The following is a 21,090-nucleotide window of genomic DNA, read 5'->3' on the forward strand; positions in this document are numbered from 1 at the left end:
AAGGGACATAGAAGAGCACCGCTACCGTGTGCAGGGTGACCGACACGCTGCCGATCCGCCGCCGTGAGCTGACCGAGATCCTGGCCGACCTCGAGAACGGTCGTTCGGCCGGCGTGCTGGTGCTCGGCATCGACGGTTCGGGCAAGACGGTGTTGCTGCGCATGCTCGGCGACGACCTGCGCCAGCGGGGCCGGCTCGTCTTCCACGTCGACCTGTCCGGGGTGCGCCGGGCGGCCGAGGTGGGCAGCCGGGCGCTGGAGGCGGTGGCCGGGGCGCCGACGCTGCAGTCCTCTTCGGGCGCCCCGCCGGTGTCCGAGGTGATCGAGGTGTTGCGCGCCGCGGAGCCCGGGGTTCTGCTTTTCGACAGCCTCGACTCGGCGGTCGATCCGGCGGGCACGGCGTCCGCCATCGCCGAGCTCAGCGCCGCGCTGCCGCGCTGGCAGTTCGTGGTCGGCTCGCGGCCGCCCGTGACCGGTGGGCTGGAGCAGTTCGCCGCGTACACATTGGCCCCGCTCAGCCGGGACGAGGCGGCGCTGTTGTTCCGCCGCCTGATCCAGGGAGTCGACGGCGTGGAGACCGCCGGCGAGGCGTCGATCCGCGACTACATCGAGCGGATCATCGAGCGCGTCGTCGACGGCACCCCGGATCCCGCCAAGACCCGGTCCCTGCTCGACCGGCTCGCCCTGACCGGCGGGAGCGAGCGCATCGACGTGCTGGCCGCCCAGTCGGGGGTCCTCCCGGACGAGGCGGTCCGCCTGTTTCTGAACGGGCCGGCCGGTTCGGCGTCGGGCCCGACCGTGGTCCTGCCCGACCTGGTCCGCGACGTCTACCTGGCCTGGCGGCTCGCGGGCAGCCCGTTCGAGCTGGCCGACCTGCGGTTCGGCGCCGAGGACGCCGAGCGCGACGACCTGCTGGAGGAGAGCTTCGTGCTCTGGCAGAACGTCGGGTCGATCCTCAGCCAGCGCCGCTCGATCGTCGTCGGCGACCGCGGCGCCGGCAAGAGCGCCATCTTCCACAAGCTCTCCGCCGGTCAGGACAACGTCGAGGTCTTCCCGGTGGCCAACCCGAGCGACCTGCTCCAGCGCATCGCCGGGCCGAACACCCACGACGCCGACACGCTGCGCGCCGCCTGGCTGGTGGTGGTCGCGGCCGTGGTGGCCGCGGCGCTGCCCGAGGACGCTCCCCGCAAACTGCTTCAGGAGGGCGCCGAGCTGCGTACGGCCGTGGGACTGCCCAGCCGGGCGATCGGCCGCACCAAGCGGGCGTTGCGGGCCATGGCCCGCCCGTTCGGCGGCACCACGCTGCGGTTCGCCGTCGGGCCGGTCAACCTGGAGGCCGAGCTGCCGGTGGGCAGCGCGCCCAGCACCAGCACGGTCGACGTCGAGGCGTTCCTGAACGTCACCGACAAGATCCTGCGGGCCGAGAAGCGCCGGGCCGTGGTGCTCTTCGACCGGATCGACGAGCTTTTCAAGTACGACCGCGCCCGTCAGGAGGCCGTCGTGCAGGGCTTGCTGCAGGTGGAGGGGCGGATCAGCCTGCTCGACGGCCTCGACCTGGTCGTCTTCCTGCGCACCGACCTGTTCGAGCTCTATGACATCCAGGAGAAGAACAAGCTGGTCTCGCGCCGCCTGGTGCTCGACTGGACCGAGGAGGACTGGCTTCAGGTGCTGGTCCGCCGGGTGCTGGCCAACGCGCCGCTGGGCTGGGTGGCCGAGCGGCTGCGGCTGCCGGCCGGCGGCTTCGAGACCCGTCCGGCGCTCAGTGTGCTCTTCCCGGCCACGGTCGAGGGCCGTCCGATCGATCGATGGCTTTCCGATTCCGTACGCAATGGAAATGGTGACGTTTCGCCGCGTCTGGCGGTGCTCCTGCTTCACCTGGCGCGCGAATATTCGGCCCGTCCCCGCGAGACCGTGAGCGCGTTGCCGCTCTTCTCGGCGGCGGCGGTCGCGCGGGCCATGACCGAGGTGTCGGAGCTGAGCTTCTCCGAGGTCGTCAACGACTTCAAGGTCGCGTCGTCGTTCGTCCTGAACTGTCGCGCCGGCAAACGCACCCTGTTCAGCCTGGCCGACGTCGAGGGGCTCTTCGAGCCTTCGGAAGGACCGGTCAGTGAGCAGGTACGCCTTCTGGAGCGGCTCGGCTTCCTCGAGCGGGTGGTCCGCGACAACGGCGACGGCGCCCGCTCGATGTTCCGGATCCCGGAGCTCTACACCCGCTGCTGGGGAGCCTCTTAGACGGGCGTGAAAGGCTGGCCGGCATGCACATCACGGCCCTGTACTCGTACCCCGTCAAGGGTTGCCACCGCATCGAGCACGACGTGGCGGAGGTGGAGCCGTGGGGCCTGGCCGGTGACCGGCGGTGGCTGATGGTCGACCCCGACGGCGTCGGCATCACGCAGCGCGACACGCCTCGCCTCACCCAACTACGGGTTCGTCACCGCCCGGGCGGTCTGGTGCTGAGCGCCCCCGGCCTGCCCGACCTCGACGTCGACGAGCCGGCAGACGGGCCGATTGAGGGTGTACGGGTGTTCCGGCGCAAGCAAGAGGTGCCCGGCCGCGTCGCCGAGAAGGAGTGGAGCAGCCGTTTCCTCGAACGCGACGCGCGGCTCGTGTGGCAGCACGACACCCGGGGCCGGTCGATCGAGTCGCACGCGCGGGCGGACGACCGGGTCAGCTTCGCCGACGGCTTCCCGGTGCTGCTCGCCAACGAGGGGTCGCTGGCCGCGCTCAACGACTGGCTTCCCGAGCCCGTGCCCATGACGCGGTTCCGGCCCAACCTGGTCGTCGGGGGCGCGGCCGCCTGGGCCGAGGACGGGTGGCTGGGGCGGCGGCTGCGGGTCGGGGAGGCGACGTTCCGGGCGGCCAAGTCGTGTGCGCGCTGCCTGGTGACGACGATCGATCAGGAGACGGGGGAGAAGGGGCGGGAGCCGCTGCGGATGCTCGCCCAGCACCGGCGCTTCGACGACGGATTACTCTTTGCTATCAACCTCATTCCCGACATTTCCGGTGTGTCCATTAGGGTGGGCGATCCGGTCGACGTACTCGGACCTAATGGGTGACGCAGTCTTAGGAGTGTCTTAGGAAAGTTGCCGCTGCCCCGGCGAGCGTGCAGGGTCGGACGGCGTGACCGGAAGATTTCGCCTGCTGACGCCCCGCTGGCTCGCCGCCGGAGGCGCCGCCGTCCTCGCCGCCGTGCTGGGTCTGGCCCTCGTGTTCCAGAACAGCGGCGCGGCGTGCGCGGCCCCGCCGTCCACGAGCGCGAGCAAGGGCAAGGCGACGTACTTCTCCCTCGACGGGACGCTGGGTAACTGCTCGTTCCCGTCGGCGCCGGCGGACGACCTGTTCGTGGCGCTGGGGCAGACGAACCAGTATTCGGAGGGTGCCGCCTGCGGCACGTACATCGACGTGAAGGGGCCGAAGGGCTCCACCCGCGTCAAGGTGATCGACTCCTGTCCCGAATGCCCGGTGGGCCATCTTGATCTGAGCCTCACGGCGTTCAAGAAGATCGGCGTGCAGTCGGACGGGATCATCCCCATCACGTACAAGACGGTGCCGAACGCCGCCGTGCCGGGCCCCATCTCCGTACGAGTGAAGGAAGGCTCGTCGCAGTACTGGCTGAGCGTGCTGATCGACAATCACTCGAACCAGCTGGCCTCAGTCAAGATCGCCGGTTCGGGCGGCACGTTCAAGTCGGCGGAGCACGAGGACTTCAACTACTGGACGCTGCCGAGCGGCGCCGGCAACGGCCCCTTCAAAATCAAGATCACCGACATCTACGGCAACTCGGTGACCGTCCCCAACATCAAGCTGGCCGAGGGCAAGACCCAGAAGACGGGCGCCAAGCTGGCGTCCACCACTTCCTCCTCGGTGAAATCCTCCCCGGCGAAGAAGAAGGCCCCGGCCACCAAGAAGGCCACCCCGTCGCCCACCTCGTCGAAGAAGCCGGCGGCACCCAAGGCCGCGCCTTCGTCGGCGGCGCCCCTTGTGGAATCGACGGCGACCTCCTTGGCGACCGCCGAGCCCACGGTCACCCCGCCGGCGCAGGCGGCCGTCGACCTGGCCGCCGGCACGCCGTCGAAGTGCGGCTGACCTACGCCAGGCCGAGCCACATGTAGGTCTCGTCGCGATCATCCCCGGGCGCCAGTCGCAGGGCGCCCGGGATGCGCCCCACCTCGCGATAGCCGAGCCCCAGATAGAACCGCTCGATGCCCAGCCCGCCGCGCACGGTGACCTGCAGCGCGGCCAGCCCCATCCGCCGCCCGAGGGCTTCGGCCTCCCGCATGAGCGCGGCCCCGTATCCCTTCCCCTGGCTCTTGGGCGTGACCATCACCCGCTTGAGCACACGCCAGTGGTCCTTCAGCGCGAACCGGTTGCTGACCACGAAGAGCAGCGCCACCAGCTCGTCCCCGTCGAGCCCCACCAGCAGCCGGTCATACCCGTCCGCGACCCCCTGAAAGGCGGCCTCAGCCACCGGCCGCACCGCACTGGCCTCGACCGGCGCCACAAAGCCCACGGCCCCACCGGCGTTGGTGACGTCGACCCACAGAGCAACCGCCCGCTCCTTGAGGTCTTCGGTGAGCGGCGGATCCACGACGAACTCGATTCCCATGCCCTCATCTTCACGGCATTCCATCCGTACGCCCGTGTGCCTTCCGTCTCGCCGAGCTCTTACGGCGTTTCGGCGGCCGGGTCCGGCGCGGGGCGCCTGGCAAGGGCGGCCGCGATGAGCGCGACGGCGAAGGCGGCGATTCCCGCGAGGGCGCAGCCATATCCGTACGTCATGGTCAGTGACCAGAAGGGCTTGATCGGCGGGCCGCCGGAAATCGTGTCGGAGACGAGGATGGCCAGCCCGAGGAGCGCCTGCGGCACCAGGAACACGAGGGCGACCACGGACGAGAGAAGGGTGGTCGTGCGAGGCGCCGTCCGCGCGAACTCGGTGCGGCGGCTCGCCCAGCCGGTGACCAGCCACCCGATCAGCGCCCCGGCGAGCATCCCCAGGACCGTGGCCGCGTCGACGAAGCCGGGCGTGAGCCGGTCGAGCCGCACGCTGGCGTAGAACGACCCGGCCGGCGTGTCGACGACATCGGTCATGGACTCGACCTTGATCGCGAGACCGTCGCGGGTGGCACTGAACGTACGCCCGCTGTCATCGATCTCGCCGGTGGCGATCCAGGTCGCCCCGGTGACCTCGGCGTCCCCGACCTGCCACCCCTCTCTGACCAGCCGTTCCTGCGCCTCAGTGGTCCAGGAACGATAGTCGCCCGGTATGAACCACTTGTCCGGGGTAATCGTCACCGCGGAGAACTCGAAGTCCTCATCGTGACCCCGCAGGAGCACCTCGGCCGTGCTGCGCTCCGACACATCGTGGAACAGTTCGTCGCCGGCCGGCTCGGCATGGGCCCGCACCCCCGGGAAGATCGTCCCCGAGATGGCTTCCAGTGCCTTCCCGCTCGGATGGTCGAGCGCGAACTCCCAGGCCGCCCGCGCGCTGACGGCCGCGCCGAGAAAGCCACCGATCAGAGCGACCAGAGCGGCCAGCACAACCACGCCTTTGCTGGCCGGCCGCCCGAGCCGAGCCCGCATCCCGTGCCGGACAAGGTTGACCCCTTCCCGCACGGTGGGCCGCCGCCGATCCGAAGGCGCCGCCTCGAGAAGCGTGTCGAGCAGTTCGTCTCGACGCCGCCCCTTCGGATACGCCTTCAGGACCATCCGATAGCGAGCCCCAAGGCCGCCCCGCTCGATTTCGCCGGTGGCGCCGGCACGGTCGCGGGTCATGCGGTGACCGGGCCGAGGTCGGGCGCGGCGGCGCTGCCGAGGCCGGGAGTGATGGCGTTGCCGCGGCCGGGGCGGGCGGCCAGTTGACGGCCGGCGGTGCGCGCGTTCTGGGCCAGGCGGGCGATCTCGGCATCAAGCGCGGTGACGCCGCCGGCGGTGAGGCGGTAGTAGCGGCGGTCGCGACCGTCCACTTTCTCATCGTGGTCGACCTCGACGAGCCCTTCGGCGTGCAGCCGGTCAAGGGCCGCGTACAGCGTGCCGGCCTGCAACTTCACCTGCCCTTCGGAAAGCGAGGCAACCGCCTGGATGATCCCGTAGCCGTGCCGCGCTTGCTGCGCGAGCGCCGTCAGGATCCAAAACGTGGGTTCACGCATAGCCTTGGCCATGCGAGGCAATATAAAGATGATCTGACTATCGGGTCAACCCCTCAGCACGAGGCCGCAAGGCCCGGCTCTGCTCGCGTCGACCTCAGCTGCCCGCAGGGTGTGCGGCTCAGGCTCAGCCGCCATGCCGAGCTGGACCTCGACGCCCCAGTCCGGCCCGTGCGGCGATTCGGTCTGGGCCTGACCGTCCATGCCGAGCCTGGTTCGGGTGGCAACGCGGCCTGGCTTGACCTGTGTGTGCCGCTCTGGCTGCCGGCGTGAGGCGGCTCTGCGCGGTGACCGTATCCACGATGGGTGCGGAAGGGGGGACTTGAACCCCCACGCCCTTTCGGGCACGGGCACCTAAAACCCGCGCGGCTGCCTATTACGCCACTCCCGCTCGAACCGGCCCGGATGATCGGACCAGCGCGTTGAAGAGATTCTAGACGGTCCGGTCACGGATCAGGGGCCCGGTATTGCCTTGACGGAGTGAGTACTCACTCCGTAGCGTGGAACGCATGACATCCTCACCTTCCGCCCGGCGCCGCGCGCCGGGTATGACACCCGAGCAGCGGCGCGAAACCATCGTCAGCGCCGCCCTGCCCCTGGTCGCCGAGCGAGGTGCCGCCGTGACCACAGCCCAGATTGCCCGTGCCGCGGGCATCGGCGAGGCGACGATCTTCCGCGTCTTCGACGACAAAGACGCCCTGCTCCAGGCCTGCATCCTGCGGGCGCTCGATCCGGCCAACGTCCTGTCGCAGCTCCACTCGATCTCGCTGGACCAGCCCTTGGCCGACCGCTTGGTCGAGGCCCTGGAAGCCCTGGACGCCCACGGCGCCCGCATCGGCGCGGTGATCGGCGCCCTGCACGCCTCCGGCATGCCCCACCGCCGCCCCCGCCCAGGCGACGACGCCTTGCCCCACCGCCGTTCCGGCACGGGCGATGGCGACGGCGACCGTGGCGGCGACCTGTCCGCTCTGTCTGCCTCGCGGGACGAGTCCCAGGCCGCCACCCGCCGAGCCGTACTGGACCTCATCGAACCCGACCGGGAAACCCTGCGCCTCCCCGCCGAGGCCGTGACCGATGCCTTCCTGGGCATCATCACCGGCCGGGGCCGAGGTCCCCAACTTCCGGCCGCCGAGTTGGTCGACCTTTTCCTGTACGGGGCCCTCGCCCGCCCTTAACTCACCGTTGTCAGGTGGACGGCGGCGATGGTCACCAAGCCGGCGCCGAAAAGGGTGATGCCGGCGGCGGCCAGGACGGGAGTCACCCTGGTGGCCCTCGTCAGCAGGGCGAATGACCGCGAGCTTCGGGTGATCAGGGAGCTGCCGGCGACCGCCAGGACGCCGACGCCGAAGAGGACCACCGCCATGCCGGCGCCGAAGGTCAGCACCAGCAGCAGGGCGAAGCCGGCGCGGCCCAGGAACAGGCCGGTGGCCAGCACCAGGAAGGCGGCGGGCGAGGGAGTCAGCCCGCCCGAGATGCCCAGCAACAGGAGGCCGGGGCGGCGCGAGTGGTCATGGCCGTGGGAGTGGCCCGCGGAGGGGCCGTGGGCGTGATCATCGGAGTGGTCGTGTGACGGGCCGCCGGGGTGGTCGTGTGAATGGCCGTGGGAATGGTCGTGTGAGTGACCGTGGTGGTGGTGATGATGGCCGCTGAGATGGCGGCGCAGCATCCAGATGCCGGTGGCCACGATGAGGGCTCCGGCGGCTACTTGGAGCCACGTAGTCAACTGCTCCATGCGTACGAAATCGGAGAGTGACAAGAACGTCCAGGCTATGCCGATGACCAGCACCGAGAAGGTGTGCATCGCCGCCACCGAACCGCCGAGCCAGGCCGCGTCGCGGATGCGGCCCTTCGAACCCGCCAGGTAGGCGGCCGCCAGCGTCTTGCCGTGACCGGGGGCGACCGCATGACCCGCCCCGGCCAGGAAGGCGATGAGGAACGCCAGCGGCGTCACTCCCGGCGTGTGGATGAGGTCCTGCATCCGCTCGGACAGGACAGTCCCGTCGATCATGCCGGCACCGCCCGGCGACGGCGCTTCAGCCACAGAAATGCCACCGCCACGAGGGGCACGATGATGACCGCCGCCAGCTGGCCGAAGGCGCTGTTCGTGGCCGGCGCGCCCACCACCGTCCAGGAATGCGACTCGTTGCCGTCCTCGTAGACGTACCGCTGCCCCTCCGGCCCGGTCGCCAGCGTCCGGTAAGCCGGGTTGAGGTCGGTCAGCATCCGCACCGCGACCGTCGCCGACGTGACCGGCGACGGGCAGGCGAACTCGGCCGTAGCGCCCTTCAGTGCGAGCGCCTCGATCGGCCCCCGCACCTGCCCAGCACACTCCCGCGCACCGTCCGTGACCTCAATCCGTCGCAGGAAGTAGTCGGCGAACTGGGACGACGCCCCCACGATCCCCGGGTCGGTGTAGCGGTAGTCGACGTTCCCGTCCGCCTTCACCCGCTGTTTCGGCAGCAGCCCGAGCGCCACTCCGAGCAGGGTCAGATCGTCCGGGCCGCCGACCCGCCACTTCACGTGGATCACCGAGGGCCGCTGTTCGTCGAACGAGATCGCCACCGTCTGCGGATCACCGAACGGATGCGCCTGCGCCGGTGACGGCGCTGCGATCGCGATCCCGGCCACCACCAGGGTCAGCAGGGCGCGTGAGCTGTGCAAAACCACGGAACGCAGTCTGGCCATTCTTGGTGATCTTGGTCTGGACCGAACATGAACACTGCGAACTCATCCCTCACGGAGGAGGCGACACACGAGTATCAATCGGACCTTCTAGGTGACGCTGCCGCCCTAGGAGGGGCCATGGTTGAGCTCAAGAAGACGGGATCGAAACCGGAGGCCGGCGCCGGGCTGGGCCTTCCGCAGGCCACGGCACTGATCCTGGGAAGCATCATCGGGGTCGGCATCTTCAACCTGCCGTACTCGCTGGCCTCGATCGGGCCGATCAGCATCATCGCGATGGCCCTGACCACGGTGGGCGCGGTCGCGCTGGCGCTGATGTTCGCCGCCCTGTCGCGGCGGCTTCCGGCCGACGGTGGCCCGTACGCCTATGCCCGGGCCGCGTTCGGCAACGGCATGGGCTTCACCAACGCCTGGTCCTACTGGATCACGGCCTGGGCCGGTAACGCGGCCATCGTCACCGGCTGGGTCTTCTACGTCGAGAAGTTCCTCAACAAGGGTCACCTGGCCGGCTGGTCGGTGCTGATCGCCCTGGTCGGCCTCTGGATCCCGGCCGCGGTCAACCTCACCGGCGTGAAGAACATGGGCGCGGTCCAGCTCTGGACCTCGATCATCAAGTACGTCCCGCTGGTTCTCATGTCGACGGTCGGCCTGCTCGCCATCAGCACCGGCAACTTCACGCCGTGGAACGTCAGCGGCGACTCGAACGTGGCCGCGATCGGCAGCGCCATGGCCATCTGCCTGTTCAGCTATCTGGGCGTGGAGACGGCCGCGGTCGCCGCCGCGAAGGTGCGCGACCCCGAGCGCAACATTCCCCGGGCGACCGTGCTCGGCACTCTCGCCGCCTCCGTCGTCTACCTGCTGTCGATGGTCGCCGTCTTCGGCACCGTGCCCACGACCGAGCTGGCCCTCGACGAGAACAAAGCGTCGTACTCGGTGGCCGCGGACGCGATGGTCGGCGGCGGGTCCTGGGCCGGCACGCTGGTCGCCATCGCCGTGATCATCTCGGGGTTCGGCGCACTCAACGGCTGGACCATGATCTGTGCCGAGATGCCCCTCGCGGCGGCCAAGGACGGCCTGTTCCCGGCCGTGTTCGGGCGGCTGTCGCGGCGCGGCGTCCCGGCCGCCGGCATCATCGCGTCGACAGTGCTGGCCAGCATCGCCATGGCGGTCAGCTTCATGGGCACCAGCGGCGCCGCCGTCTTCAACACCTTGGTGCTGATGACAGGCATAACCGCGGCCATTCCGTACGCCTTCTCGGCGCTGGCCCAGCTCAAATGGCGGCTGCGCGACAGGCGAGAGCTGCACACGCCCCGCTTCGCCCGCGACGCCACGGTGGCGATCCTCTCGCTGGTCTTCTCGATTTTGTTCATCTGGTACTCGCGCAACACCGGCCAGGACCACTGGTACCAGGTCTGGGGCCCGTTCCTGATGGCCGGCGTGGCCTTGCTCATCGGCATCCCGGTCTACCTCCACATGCGCACCCGCATGTCCGCGCCTCCGCCCGTTCCGCCCTATCACTGATCCTGAGAGGAACACCACGGACCATGCGCATCGTGATCGCCATCGGCGGTAACGCGCTGCTCGAGCGCGGGCAGAAGCCCGACGCCTCAGTGCAGCAGGAGAACATCCGGCGGGCGGTGGAGGCGCTCGCGCCGCTGGCCGTCCACAACGAAGTGGTCGTCACCCACGGCAACGGCCCCCAGGTCGGAATGCTCGCGCTGGAGAGTGCCAACGATCCGGACCTCACCCGCCCGTACCCGCTGGACGTGCTGGGCGCACAGACCCAGGGCATGATCGGATATTGGCTGCTCCAGGGGCTGCAGAACGCGCTGCCCGGCCGCCAGGTCGCGGCCGTGGTCAACCAGACCCTGGTCTCGGCGGCCGACCCGGCGTTCGCCGCGCCGGCCAAGTTCGTCGGCCAGGTCTACGACGAGCAGACGGCCCGGCGGCTGGCCGCCGAACGCGACTGGGACGTCAAGCCGGACGGCAAGCACTGGCGTCGCGTCGTGCCGTCCCCGGCGCCGAAGCGGATCGTCGAGACCCGCGTCATCCGGCAGCTGCTGACCTCCGGGGCGGTGGTGGTGTGCGCCGGTGGCGGCGGCGTGCCGGTGATCCGCAACGAGGCCGGCCGTCTGGAGGGTGTGGAGGCCGTCGTCGACAAGGATCTCGCCACCGCCGTACTCGCCGAATCTCTCGACGCGGACGCGCTGCTCCTGCTCACCGATGTGCCGGCGGTGCTGCGCGGCTTCGGCACCGACAGGCAGGAGCCGATCTCGCGGGCCACCCCGGCCGAGCTGCGCCGCGAGGACTTCCCGGCCGGGTCGATGGGTCCCAAGGTCGACGCCGTCTGCCGGTTCGTGGAGCTCACCGGCGACATGGCCGCGATCGGCGCGCTGACCGACGCCGAGCAGATCGTCGCCGGCAAGGCGGGCACCGTCGTGACGCCGCGCGGCGACTACGGCGCGGTCTAGGGCGGCCGGAATGGCGATCACGCAGGAGGCGCGGGGCACCGAGTGGCACGCCATGGCGGTCGACGAGGTGGAGCGGGCGCTGACGGTCGACACCGGCCAGGGCCTGTCCGCGGCCGAGGTCACCGCCCGGCAGGCCCGCTATGGGCCCAACGCCCTGAGCTCGGCGCCGCCGCCGCCCTGGTGGCGGCTGCTGCTGGGGCAGTTCACCGACGGCCTGATCCTGATCCTGTTCGGCGCCGCGGTGCTGTCGCTGGTCATCGGCGAGATCGAGGAGGCCGTCTTCATCGCCGTGCTGCTGGCGTTCAACGGCATCCTCGGCTTCTGGCAGGAACGGCAGGCGCAGCAGTCGCTGGCCGCGATCGAGGCGCTCGTCGTGCCGCAGGCCCGGGTGCGCCGTGATGGCGGCGTGCACCAGATCCCGGCCGATCAGATCGTGCCCGGCGACGTCGTGCTGCTGGAGGCGGGTGACACCGTTCCGGCCGACGGCCGGTTGGCGGCGGCGTTCCGGCTCGCGGTGGCCGAGGCCGCCCTCACCGGCGAGGCGGTGCCGGTCGACAAGAGCATCGCCCCGGTCGGCCCGGACACCGGGCTGGCCGACCGCACCGACATGGCGTTCACCCACACCGCGATCACCGCCGGGCGAGCCGAGTTGCTGGTCACCGCGACCGGCATGGACACCGAGATCGGCAAGCTGGCCACGCTGATGTCCGAAGTGGAGTCGGAGCCGACGCCGCTGCAACGGCAGACGGCCCAGCTCGGTCACCGGCTGGCCCTGATCGCCGGCGTCGCCGTGGTGGTGCTCCTGATCATCGGGCTGGCCCAGGGCGAGGAGTTCCAGGAGCTGATCGTCGGCGCGATCGCGCTCGCCGTCGCGGCCATCCCGGAGGCGCTGCCGGCCACGGTCACGGTGACGCTCGCGGTCGGCATGAGCCGGCTCGCCAAACGCCGGGCGGTGGTCAAACGCCTGCACGCGGTGGAGACGCTGGGCTCCACCTCGGTCATCTGCAGCGACAAGACCGGCACCCTGACCCTCAATCAGATGACCGTGAGCAGCATCGTCCGCGGCGACGAGGAGCTGACGGTCAGCGGGCAGGGCTATTCGCCGGACGGGCGGATCGGCGGCGCCCACATCGACGGCCGGCCGCCCGAGCTGCGCCAGCTCACCGCGGCGCTGGCCCTCTGCAACGACGCCGTCATCCGCGACGGCGCCTGCATCGGCGACCCGACCGAGGGCGCGCTGGTGGTGCTGGCGGCCAAGGCCGACATCGACGTGGCCGGGGCGCGGCAGCGTTTTCCCCGGATGGGCGAGGTGCCGTTCGACTCCACCACCAAATACATGGCCACCCTGCACGAGGACCGCTCCGGCGGTCATCCGGGCGAGATCGTCATCTGCGTCAAGGGCGCCGTCGAGTCGGTGCTCGAACGGGTCGACCACGTGGCCGACCGGGACGGTGAGCCGCGCCCGCTCGACGACGCCGGGCGGGCCGCGATCCGCGAGGCGGCCGACCGGCTGGCCGCCCGCGGCCGGCGGGTGCTGGCGGCGGCCGGCCGCTGGGTGCCCCGCGACAGCGTCGACCTCGACGGCGACCTGGCCCGGGCCGCCACCGACCTGACCTTCCTGGGCCTGGTCGGCATCGTGGACCCACCGCGCACCGAGGCCGGCGAGGCGATCGCGGCCGCGCACCGGTCCGGCATCGGGATCAAGATGATCACCGGGGACCATCCGGTGACGGCGCACGCCATCGCGGACGCCCTGGGCATCACCGGCGACGTGGTCCGCGGGGCCGACCTCGAGGACATGGACGACGAGGAGCTGGCCCGGCGGGTGCGCGAGATCGGCGTGTTCGCGCGGGTCGCGCCCGAGCACAAGCTGCGCATCGTCCGGGCGCTGCAATCGCACGACCTGGTCGTGTCGATGACCGGCGACGGCGTGAACGACGCGCCCGCGCTGGAGCAGGCCGACATCGGCGTGGCCATGGGGATCACCGGCACCGAGGTGACCAAGGAAGCCGCCGACATGATCCTGTTGGACGACAACTTCGCCACGATCGTCACCGCGGTCCGCGAGGGCCGCACGATCTACGACAACATCGTGAAGTTCGTCCGCTTCCAGCTGGCGACCAACCTCAGCGCCATCATGACGGTGCTGACCAGCGCGCTGTTCGGGCTGGCCTCGCCGTTCACGACGATCCAGATCCTGTGGGTGAACCTCATCTGCGACGGGCCGCCGGCGCTGGCGCTCGGTGTCGACAAGCCCCGGGACGGGGTGATGGACGATCCGCCCCGCCCCAAGAAGGCCCAGATCCTGCCCGGTTCCCGGTTGCGGGTGCTGCTCTGGCTCGCGGTGATCATGGGCGCCGCGACGCTGGGCGTGGCCGCTTGGGCCGATCAGATGTACGGCGCGGCGGTCGCGGCCACGATGGGCTGGACCACCTTCGTGCTCGCCCAGTTGTTCAACGTCTTCAACGCCCGTACGGAACGCGCGTCCGCCCTGGGCGCCGGCTTCTTCACCAACCGCTATCTGTGGGCGTCGGTGATCGTCGTGGCCTTCGCCCAGCTCGCCATCGTCAAGGTCGACTGGCTGGGTGACTTCTTCGACGCCGCCCATCTGACCGGCGCCCAGTTCGCGATCTGTTTGGCGGCCGGCTCGGCCGTCCTGTGGATCGAGGAGCTACGCAAGCTATTCATTCGTCACAGATGAGGAGCGACCTCGTGTCTACGCCGAAACTGACCGGCATGTCGCTAGGAGTGCATTCCGAGGTTGGCAAGCTACGAAAGGTGATGGTGCACCGGCCCGGGCTGGAGCACACGCGGCTCACACCGTCGAACGCGGAGGAGCTCCTGTTCGACGACGTGCTGTGGGTCGACCGGGCCAAGGCAGAGCACGACGCGTTCTGCGCCGTGATGCGCGACCGCGGCGTCGAGGTCTTCGAGGCCGAGACCCTGCTGGCCGAGGCGCTGGCCGAGCCCGCGGCCAAGGACTGGGTCAGCGGCCACATCCTGAACGAGCGCGAGGTCGGCATCACGGCCGCCGCGCGCGCCCGCGAATGGGTCGGCGAGGCCGCGCCCAAGCTGGTCGCGGACTTCCTGATCGGCGGGATCACCAAGGCCGACGTGGCCCAGCCGCTGGGCCTGGTGTGGGAGTCGGCCGCGTCGACGACGATGTTGCTGCCCCCGCTGCCGAACTTCCTGTTCCAGCGTGACCCGTCCTGCTGGATCTACGACGGCGTCACCCTCAACCCCATGACCAAGCCGGCCCGCAAGCCGGAAACCATGATCATGGAGACGATCTACCGCTTCCACCCGATGTTCACCGCCGAGAAGTTCTCGACCTGGCTGGGCGGCGCCGACGAGGACTGGGGCCGGTCCCATGTCGAGGGCGGCGACGTCCAGCCGATCGGCAACGGGGCCGTGATGATCGGTATGGGCGAACGCACCACCCCGCAGGCCGTGCTCTGGATCGCCCGTTCGCTGTTCCGGGCTGGCTCGGCCCAAGTCGTGCTGGCGGTGCTGCTGCCGAAGTCGCGCAGCTACATGCACCTCGACACGGTCATCACCATGTGCGACCGCGACGTCGTGACCGCCTTCCCGCAGGTGGTGAACGGTGCCAAGATCTGGGCCATCCGGCCCGGCGACAACCCCGACGACCTGGTCGTCGAGCGCCGGGACGGCTCGCTGCCCCAGGTCATGGCGTCGGTCCTCGGCGTCGGCGACATGCGGGTCATCGAGACCGGCGGCGACACCTTCGGCGCCGAGCGCGAGCAGTGGGACGACGGCAACAACGTGGTCGCCCTGGAACCGGGCGTCGTCGTCGGCTACGAGCGCAACACCAGCACCAACGCCGCGCTGCGCAAGGCCGGCATCGAGGTGATCCCCATCGAGGGGTTCGAACTGGGCCGCGGTCGTGGCGGCTCGCACTGCATGACCTGTCCCCTCCAGCGGGACCCCGCGTTCTGATCCGATCGGGAGCTGTTCCATGGCGTTCAACCTGAAGAACCGCAACTTCCTCAAGGAGATCGACTTCGAGCCGGCCGAGCTCCGCTACCTGCTGAAGCTCGCCGAGGCGCTCAAGCTGGCGAAATACGCCGGCACCGAGGTCAAGCGGCTCGAGGGCAAGGAGATCGCACTCATCTTCGAGAAGTCGTCCACCCGTACCCGGTCCTCCTTCGAGGTCTCCGCGTACGACCAGGGCGCGCACGTGACCTATCTCGACCCCTCCGGGTCGCAGCTGGGCCACAAGGAGTCCATCGCCGACACCGCGGCCGTGCTCGGCCGCATCTACGACGCCATCGAGTTCCGCGGCAACGCGCAGACCGACGTCGAGGCGCTGGCCGAGCACGCCGGCGTCCCGGTCTACAATGGACTGACGAACGAGTGGCACCCCACCCAGATGCTGGCCGACTTCCTGACCATGCACGAGGCGAGCAACAAGCCGTACGACGCGCTGCGCTACGCGTACGTCGGCGACTGCCGCTTCAACATGGGCCGCTCCCTGCTGGTCATGGGCGCGCTCATGGGCAGCGACGTGCGGCTCGCCGGCCCGGCCGACCTGCACCCGCCCAAGGACGTGGTCGACCTGGCCGAGGACATCGCCCGCACCACCGGGGCCCGGATCAGCGTCACCGACGACGTGTCGGGCGCGGTCAACGGCGTCGACTTCATCCACACCGACGTCTGGGTCTCGATGGGCGAGTCCAAGGACGTCTGGACCGACCGGGTCCGGCAGCTCGCGCCCTACCAGGTGAACGCCGGCCTGCTCCAGCGCACCGGCAACCCGGCGGTCAAGTTCATGCACTGCCTGCCCGCGTACCACGACACCAACACGATCGTCGGCGCCGAGATCATGGAACACACGGGCATGACCTCCGGCCTCGAGGTGACCGACGAGGTCTTCCAGTCGGCCGCCAGCATCGTCTTCGATCAGGCGGAGAACCGCCTGCACACCATCAAGGCCATCCTGGTGGCCACCCTCGCTTGACCCCTCACGGCCGGGAGGAGGCGGCAGCAATGACGTCCACGGAGACGAAGTATCTGAGCGTGCGGCAGGCGGCGTTCATCGGCGTCGGCGCGATGGTCGGCGCCGGCATCTTCGCTCTCCTGGGCGCCGCCGGCGAAGTGGCCGGCGCGGCCGTCTGGCTGTCCTTCCTCCTGGCCGGCGTCATCGCGGCCCTGCAGGGCTACTCGTTCGCGAAGCTCGGCGCCCGCTACCCGTCGGCCGGTGGTCTGCTCGAGTACGTGACCAAGGGCTTCGGCCCGGGCCACGTCACCGGGGTCACCGCCTGGCTCACGTACGCGGCCAACGCCATCGTGACCGCGATGGTGGCCGTCTCCTTCGGCGGTTACGCGAGCGCGATGTTCGCCGACGAGAACGCCACCTGGGCCAAGGTCTTCGCCGTCCTGATCATCGTGATCATGACCGCGGTCAACATCGTCGGATCGGCGCTGGTGGCCCGGGCGCAGACCGTCATCGTCTACGTGGTGCTGGGCATCCTGGTCGTCTTCGCCGTGGTCACGCTCGTCAACATGGACCCGTCGCTGCTGGCCTTCTCCGGCTATCCGTCGTTCCGGGACATCGTCTCCAGCGTCGCCCTCACGTTCTTCGCGTTCCTCGGCTTCGGCATCATCACCTTCACCGCCAAGGACCTGCAACGGCCGGAGCGGCAACTGCCCAAGGCCATGTATCTCGCCCTGACCATCGCGACGGTCATCTACGTCGCCATCGCGCTGGGCGTCTTCGGCACGCTGACGGTGAACGAGGTGATCGACTCGGGCGGCACCGCGCTGGCCGTCGCCGCCCAGCCGTCGCTCGGCGACGCCGGCTACTGGCTGATGGCCGTCACCGCCCTGTTCGCCACGGCCGGCGCCACCAACGCGGGCCTCTACCCGGCGTCCGGTCTGTCCGCCCGGCTCGCCGAGACCGGGCTCTTCCCCGGCCTGATGGCGCGCATGGTCGGCGGCCGGGCCTCGGCCGGCCTCCTGATCGAGGCCGCGGCCTGCATCCTGCTGGCCGCCTTCTTCGACCTCGACGCGATCGCCTCCATCGGCAGCGCGGTCGCCCTGCTCATCTTCTCGTTCATCACCGCCGCCCATTTCCGGGTGCGGCACGAGACGGGCGCCAACGCCGGCGTGCTCGCCCTCGCCATCGGCTCGTCGCTCGTGGTGTTGCTGACCTTCATCTTCACCACGCTCATCCACGAACCGGCCTCGATCATCACCCTGGCCGGCGTGCTCGTGCTGAGCATCGTCATCGACCTGAGCTGGCGCCGTAGATCCGCACCTCAGCCCTTGTGACAGATACAGCACGGCGGCCGCCTCGCGAATCAAAGCCGCGTGACAGCCGCCGTGGGACAGGGGACCTCAGGCCGGTCGCCCTCAAGCATCGGCAAGAAGTTGCAAGACTGAAGGATTTCTCAGTCGATGCCGAGATCGCGGCGGAGCTTGGCGACGTGGCCTGTGGCCTTCACGTTGTAGAGCGCGCGCTCGATCTTGCCGTCCTCGTCGATCACGAACGTGGAGCGGATCACGCCCATGACCTTCTTGCCGTAGTTCATCTTCTCGCCGAAAGCGCCGTACGCGGTCAGAACGCTCTTGTCCTCGTCGCTGATCAGCGGAAAAGTGATCGCGTCGCGCTCGCGGAACTTGGCCAGCTTCTCGGGCTTGTCGGGGGAGATGCCGACGACCTCGTAGCCGGCCGCCTGCAGCGAGCCCAGCGAGTCGCGGAAATCGCACGCCTGCGTGGTGCAGCCGGGGGTCATGGCGGCCGGGTAGACATACAGGATGACCTTGCGCCCGCGCAGGTCGGACAGGGTCAGCCGGTCGCCGTTGTCGGTCGGCAGCGAGAACTCGGGTGCGGCGTCGCCGGCGGAGAGTCGGTCAGTCATGCTGCGACGATAGTCCGGTCGGGTTGCGCCGCCGGCAAGGCGGCACGCAGCCGCAGAACGCCGGTGAGGGCCAGTCCCGCCCCGGCGCCGATCGCCACGGCCACGGCGGCGCGTGAGAGGAAACCCGGCCCGGCCGCCGGCAACACGGCCGCGTCGAACACCCCGGTCGAGTTGAAGCCGCCGAACAGCGCCACCACCGCCCCGGCCAGGGCCAGGAAGAAGGGCGGATGGCGATAGGCGGCGGCCACCCCGATGAGCCCGGCCAGCACCAGGACCGGCGACGGGCTGCCGCCGTCGAGCGCGGTCGTCGAGGCGTACACCAAAGGACTCAAACCCGCGATCAGCGCGAGTGGCCGCACGGACCCGGACCAGCGACGGGCCAGGGCCACCGTGGCCAGGCCCACGAGGCCGGCGCCGAGCCACCAGAGCCAGGCCCGCGGCGGCGGCTCCCAGTCGAGGGTGCCGCGCAGCTCGAACGGGCGGACCTGCTCGCGCAGCGGCACCACCCAGTCGCGCAGGCGATGGGCGCGGGAGGGATCGGCCTGCGCCTGCGGCGGCAGACCGGGGCTGAGCCAATGGGTGCGCTGATCGTGCCAGCGCACGGTGGTCGAATTGGAGATCTTGCGCCAGGTGGGGGCCGAGGCGGGATTGGCGTACGCCGGGACGGGCGTGTCGCCGGTGACGGTCTCATTGATGTACGAGGCGGGGGAGCTCGTGTTCTGGTACGTCCCGTCGGGGCGGACGTCGAGGTACGGCTCGCCCGAGTAGCCCAGCACCTCGACCGAGTGGCCGGTCTCGTTGCTCAGCTCGAGCCGGGCCCCGGCCTCGACCGTACGGACGCTCAGGCCCTTCTCCGGTGTGCTGATCTCCGTGATCGCCGTCCGGTAGGCCGTGGCGTCGGGCGTGTCGCCGGCATGCGCGAACGCGGGCGTGGCCGGCGTCAGGAGAAAGACGCCGGCCACGAGCAACGCGAGTCTTTTCACCCCTCGGCGGCCTGCACGGCCTGCTCGAAGACGGCCGTCGTGGGCAGCGTGTTGTTCGGGCCCTCGACCTGCTTGCCGTTCACGACGATCGTCGGCGTGCCGTTGAAGCCGCGCGACGCGAACGTGTCGGTCACCTTGGTCATCCAGTTGTCGTACGTCTTGTCGTTCACGGCGGTCTCGAAGCTCGCGCCGAGACCGACCGACTTGCCCAGCTCGATCAGCTTGGCGTCGGTGAGGCCGGAGCTGCCCTCCTCGGGCTGGTTCGCGTAGAGCACGTCGTGGTACTCGGTGAACTTGCCGTCCACGGCGGCCGCGGCGGCGGCGCCACCGGAGCGGGTCGAATATTTGGTGCCGTTCGACGCCTCGTCGAGGATGGCCACCGGGTGGTAGCGCACGGTCACCCGCTTGTCGGTCACCATCTGCTTGATCGTGGGGCCGGTCTGCTGCTCGAACTGGTTGCAGATCGGGCACATGAAGTCCTCGTACAGGTCCACGGTGACCGGGCCCGTGCCGACGGCGAAGGCCGTGCCCTCGTCGACCGCGACGCTCGGCGTGGTCACCTGCGAGGCCTCGGTCTTCTTGTTCTGGCTGGCCAGCACGCCCCAGCCGATGCCACCGGCGATCACCAGCACCGCGACGACCGCGACGGTCGTCCAGATGGTGACCTTGCGGCGCCGCTCGGCCGCCTTCTGCGCCTCGACGATCTTGCGCGCCTGCGCGCTCTTCCGGTCTCTGTCGCCCTTGCTCATCTCTCTCCCAACAGAAGGCCGTCGACCGAGAACTTGGAGCGCGGTTTCCACAGCAGGATCCCGGCCAGGACGAGGAAACCCACGTCGCGCAGGATGTCCAGGCCGTACTCCGCGGTCCGCCCTCCGGTCAGCTCCCCGCCCTTGCTGAAGCAACCACAGTCGATCTGCAGCCCCCGCGCCCAGGCGGAGATGATGCCGCCGATGAAGATCACCAGCAGGACGGCGGCGATGGCCGCGCTCAGCCGGGTGGCTATGCCGATCAACAGCAACAAGCCCACTGCGATCTCCAGGAACGGCTGCACGGCACCGACCACCTTGGCGGTTTCCCAAGACATCAGGTCGTACGCGTTCACGGCGCGGCCGGAGGCGGCCAGGTCGGTCACCTTGAGCCCACCGGAGATCAGGAAGACCGCCGCCAGGCCGAGTCGCGCGAGGGTGGAGATCCAGGGCCATGCCGCCGTCAGCCGTGTCGACTGCTGCTGCTTCAAGTCCATGGTCACGCCCACTTAGTCGATGCCACTGTCCCGCCGGTTCCCCTCATTCTGCTGGGGTTTCGCTGGGAAAAGGCTGACTAGACGGCGCGAGCCTCGGCCACAGCGGTCACGAGCTCGTCCCGGGCCCGGGCCACCCGGGAGCGGATCGTGCCCACCGGAACATCCTCCACCTGCGCGGCTTCGGCGTAGGAGAGTCCAAGGACCTGTGTGAGCACGAACGCGGTGCGGCGCTCGTCACTCAGGCGGCTGAGAAGGTCGGCCGTGCTCAGCCGGTGGGCCGGATCGGGCGACGGCTGGTCGGTCCAGGCCTGCGCGGCCAGCCGCACGTCGAGGCGGCGCCGGCGCACGACCGCGCGCAGATGGTCGGCGCAGGTGCGGCGGGCGATGCCGAGCAGCCAGGTGCGGACGCTGGAGCGGCCCTCGAACGCGGGGAGGGCCTTGAAGGCCCGCAGGAACGTCTCCTGGGTGAGGTCGTCGGCGGCGCCGGGATCGACGAGGGCCGCGCAGAACCGCCACACCTCGGCCTGGGTGGCGCGGACGAACGCCGCCTGGGCGGCGGGATCGCCGGCGCGGGCCAGCTCGGTCGTCTCCTCCAGGCCGTCCATGGCGGTCATCGTACGCGGAAAGGCGCTCATCGATGTGTGCCGACTGCCGCCTGTTCGCCGTTTTCGCCACCTCCCAGTGGGCG

General features: G+C 70.0%; 20 protein-coding genes and 1 tRNA gene. 10 read left to right on the top strand and 11 right to left on the bottom strand.

From position 1 onward, the window contains the following. The first annotated feature begins 35 nt into the window (after window positions 1-35). The 3 genes from CRP55_RS10525 (at window position 36) to CRP55_RS10535 (ending at window position 4,085) form a co-directional block, all read left to right on the top strand. On the top strand, window positions 36-2,231 hold the full coding sequence (locus tag CRP55_RS10525) for a P-loop ATPase, Sll1717 family (RefSeq protein WP_179855115.1): 2,196 nt from the start codon (window positions 36-38) through the stop codon (window positions 2,229-2,231). 23 nt (window positions 2,232-2,254) lie between these two features. After that, complete coding sequence (locus CRP55_RS10530; RefSeq protein ID WP_097319544.1) at window positions 2,255-3,055, top strand: MOSC domain-containing protein; 801 nt, start codon at window positions 2,255-2,257, stop codon at window positions 3,053-3,055. A 64-nt stretch (window positions 3,056-3,119) separates the two neighbouring features. Then, window positions 3,120-4,085: an expansin EXLX1 family cellulose-binding protein gene (locus CRP55_RS10535; protein ID WP_097319546.1), complete on the top strand. Its 966-nt coding sequence runs from the start codon at window positions 3,120-3,122 to the stop codon at window positions 4,083-4,085. Window position 4,086: 1 nt separating this feature from the next. Here CRP55_RS10535 and CRP55_RS10540 read toward each other — a convergent pair whose 3' ends face one another. The 4 genes from CRP55_RS10540 to CRP55_RS10555 form a co-directional block, all read right to left on the bottom strand. Further along, window positions 4,087-4,605 carry a GNAT family N-acetyltransferase gene (locus CRP55_RS10540; RefSeq protein ID WP_097319548.1) on the bottom strand — a complete coding sequence of 173 codons (519 nt, stop codon included), beginning with the start codon at window positions 4,603-4,605 and terminating at the stop codon, window positions 4,087-4,089. A gap of 59 nt (window positions 4,606-4,664) precedes the next feature. Further along, window positions 4,665-5,771 carry a hypothetical protein gene (locus CRP55_RS10545; RefSeq protein ID WP_143234537.1) on the bottom strand — a complete coding sequence of 369 codons (1,107 nt, stop codon included), beginning with the start codon at window positions 5,769-5,771 and terminating at the stop codon, window positions 4,665-4,667. After that, complete coding sequence (locus CRP55_RS10550) at window positions 5,768-6,157, bottom strand: PadR family transcriptional regulator (protein ID WP_218854290.1); 390 nt, start codon at window positions 6,155-6,157, stop codon at window positions 5,768-5,770. Before CRP55_RS10550 ends, CRP55_RS10545 begins: the two co-directional genes overlap by 4 nt. A gap of 292 nt (window positions 6,158-6,449) precedes the next feature. Then, window positions 6,450-6,533, bottom strand: a tRNA-Leu gene (locus CRP55_RS10555). A 118-nt stretch (window positions 6,534-6,651) separates the two neighbouring features. Between CRP55_RS10555 and CRP55_RS10560 the strand changes: the two genes are divergently transcribed. Further along, window positions 6,652-7,317 (top strand): TetR/AcrR family transcriptional regulator, encoded by a 666-nt coding sequence (locus CRP55_RS10560; RefSeq protein ID WP_097319554.1) that lies wholly within the window; start codon window positions 6,652-6,654, stop codon window positions 7,315-7,317. On the opposite strand, the gene CRP55_RS10565 is transcribed toward CRP55_RS10560, so the two are convergent. Next, window positions 7,314-8,150, bottom strand: a complete 837-nt coding sequence (locus tag CRP55_RS10565) for a nickel/cobalt transporter (RefSeq protein ID WP_097319891.1) — start codon at window positions 8,148-8,150, stop codon at window positions 7,314-7,316. The genes CRP55_RS10560 and CRP55_RS10565 overlap by 4 nt on opposite strands. Further along, a complete protein-coding gene (locus CRP55_RS10570; protein ID WP_097319556.1) occupies window positions 8,147-8,809 on the bottom strand; it encodes a hypothetical protein in 663 nt (220 codons plus the stop codon). Before CRP55_RS10570 ends, CRP55_RS10565 begins: the two co-directional genes overlap by 4 nt. Before the next feature lie 135 nt (window positions 8,810-8,944). On the opposite strand from CRP55_RS10570, the gene CRP55_RS10575 reads away from it, so the two are divergent. Genes CRP55_RS10575 through CRP55_RS10600 form a run of 6 tightly spaced genes read left to right on the top strand, consistent with a single transcriptional unit; the run spans window position 8,945 to window position 17,586 of the window. Beyond that, entirely contained in the window at window positions 8,945-10,345 is a 1,401-nt protein-coding gene (locus CRP55_RS10575) for an APC family permease (RefSeq protein ID WP_097319557.1), read from the top strand. Window positions 10,346-10,368: 23 nt separating this feature from the next. Continuing rightward, complete coding sequence (arcC, locus tag CRP55_RS10580; RefSeq protein ID WP_097319559.1) at window positions 10,369-11,295, top strand: carbamate kinase; 927 nt, start codon at window positions 10,369-10,371, stop codon at window positions 11,293-11,295. A 10-nt stretch (window positions 11,296-11,305) separates the two neighbouring features. Continuing rightward, window positions 11,306-13,996 carry a cation-translocating P-type ATPase gene (locus tag CRP55_RS10585; RefSeq protein ID WP_218854297.1) on the top strand — a complete coding sequence of 897 codons (2,691 nt, stop codon included), beginning with the start codon at window positions 11,306-11,308 and terminating at the stop codon, window positions 13,994-13,996. Between the two features lie 11 nt (window positions 13,997-14,007). Beyond that, window positions 14,008-15,252 carry an arginine deiminase gene (locus CRP55_RS10590; protein WP_245922909.1) on the top strand — a complete coding sequence of 415 codons (1,245 nt, stop codon included), beginning with the start codon at window positions 14,008-14,010 and terminating at the stop codon, window positions 15,250-15,252. A gap of 19 nt (window positions 15,253-15,271) precedes the next feature. Beyond that, window positions 15,272-16,273 (top strand): ornithine carbamoyltransferase, encoded by a 1,002-nt coding sequence (gene argF, locus CRP55_RS10595; protein WP_097319562.1) that lies wholly within the window; start codon window positions 15,272-15,274, stop codon window positions 16,271-16,273. 29 nt (window positions 16,274-16,302) lie between these two features. Then, a complete protein-coding gene (locus CRP55_RS10600) occupies window positions 16,303-17,586 on the top strand; it encodes an APC family permease (protein ID WP_097319564.1) in 1,284 nt (427 codons plus the stop codon). A 119-nt stretch (window positions 17,587-17,705) separates the two neighbouring features. Here the strand turns inward: CRP55_RS10600 and bcp are convergent, their stop codons facing one another. From bcp to CRP55_RS10625, 5 genes are all read right to left on the bottom strand, one after another. After that, window positions 17,706-18,176 (bottom strand): thioredoxin-dependent thiol peroxidase, encoded by a 471-nt coding sequence (bcp, locus tag CRP55_RS10605; RefSeq protein ID WP_097319566.1) that lies wholly within the window; start codon window positions 18,174-18,176, stop codon window positions 17,706-17,708. Next, window positions 18,173-19,159 carry a hypothetical protein gene (locus CRP55_RS10610; RefSeq protein ID WP_179855116.1) on the bottom strand — a complete coding sequence of 329 codons (987 nt, stop codon included), beginning with the start codon at window positions 19,157-19,159 and terminating at the stop codon, window positions 18,173-18,175. Before CRP55_RS10610 ends, bcp begins: the two co-directional genes overlap by 4 nt. Then, window positions 19,156-19,908, bottom strand: coding sequence for a DsbA family protein (locus tag CRP55_RS10615; RefSeq protein WP_097319571.1), 753 nt, complete (start codon window positions 19,906-19,908; stop codon window positions 19,156-19,158). Before CRP55_RS10615 ends, CRP55_RS10610 begins: the two co-directional genes overlap by 4 nt. Beyond that, window positions 19,905-20,402, bottom strand: coding sequence for a DoxX family protein (locus tag CRP55_RS10620; protein WP_097319893.1), 498 nt, complete (start codon window positions 20,400-20,402; stop codon window positions 19,905-19,907). The genes CRP55_RS10615 and CRP55_RS10620 overlap by 4 nt, the downstream gene beginning before the upstream one ends. 77 nt (window positions 20,403-20,479) lie before the next feature. Then, entirely contained in the window at window positions 20,480-21,016 is a 537-nt protein-coding gene (locus CRP55_RS10625) for a sigma-70 family RNA polymerase sigma factor (protein WP_097319572.1), read from the bottom strand. Window positions 21,017-21,090 lie beyond the last annotated feature (74 nt).

The sequence above is a fragment of the Paractinoplanes atraurantiacus genome (genome assembly GCF_900215205.1).
Classification (GTDB): Bacteria; Actinomycetota; Actinomycetes; order Mycobacteriales; family Micromonosporaceae; genus Actinoplanes; species Actinoplanes atraurantiacus.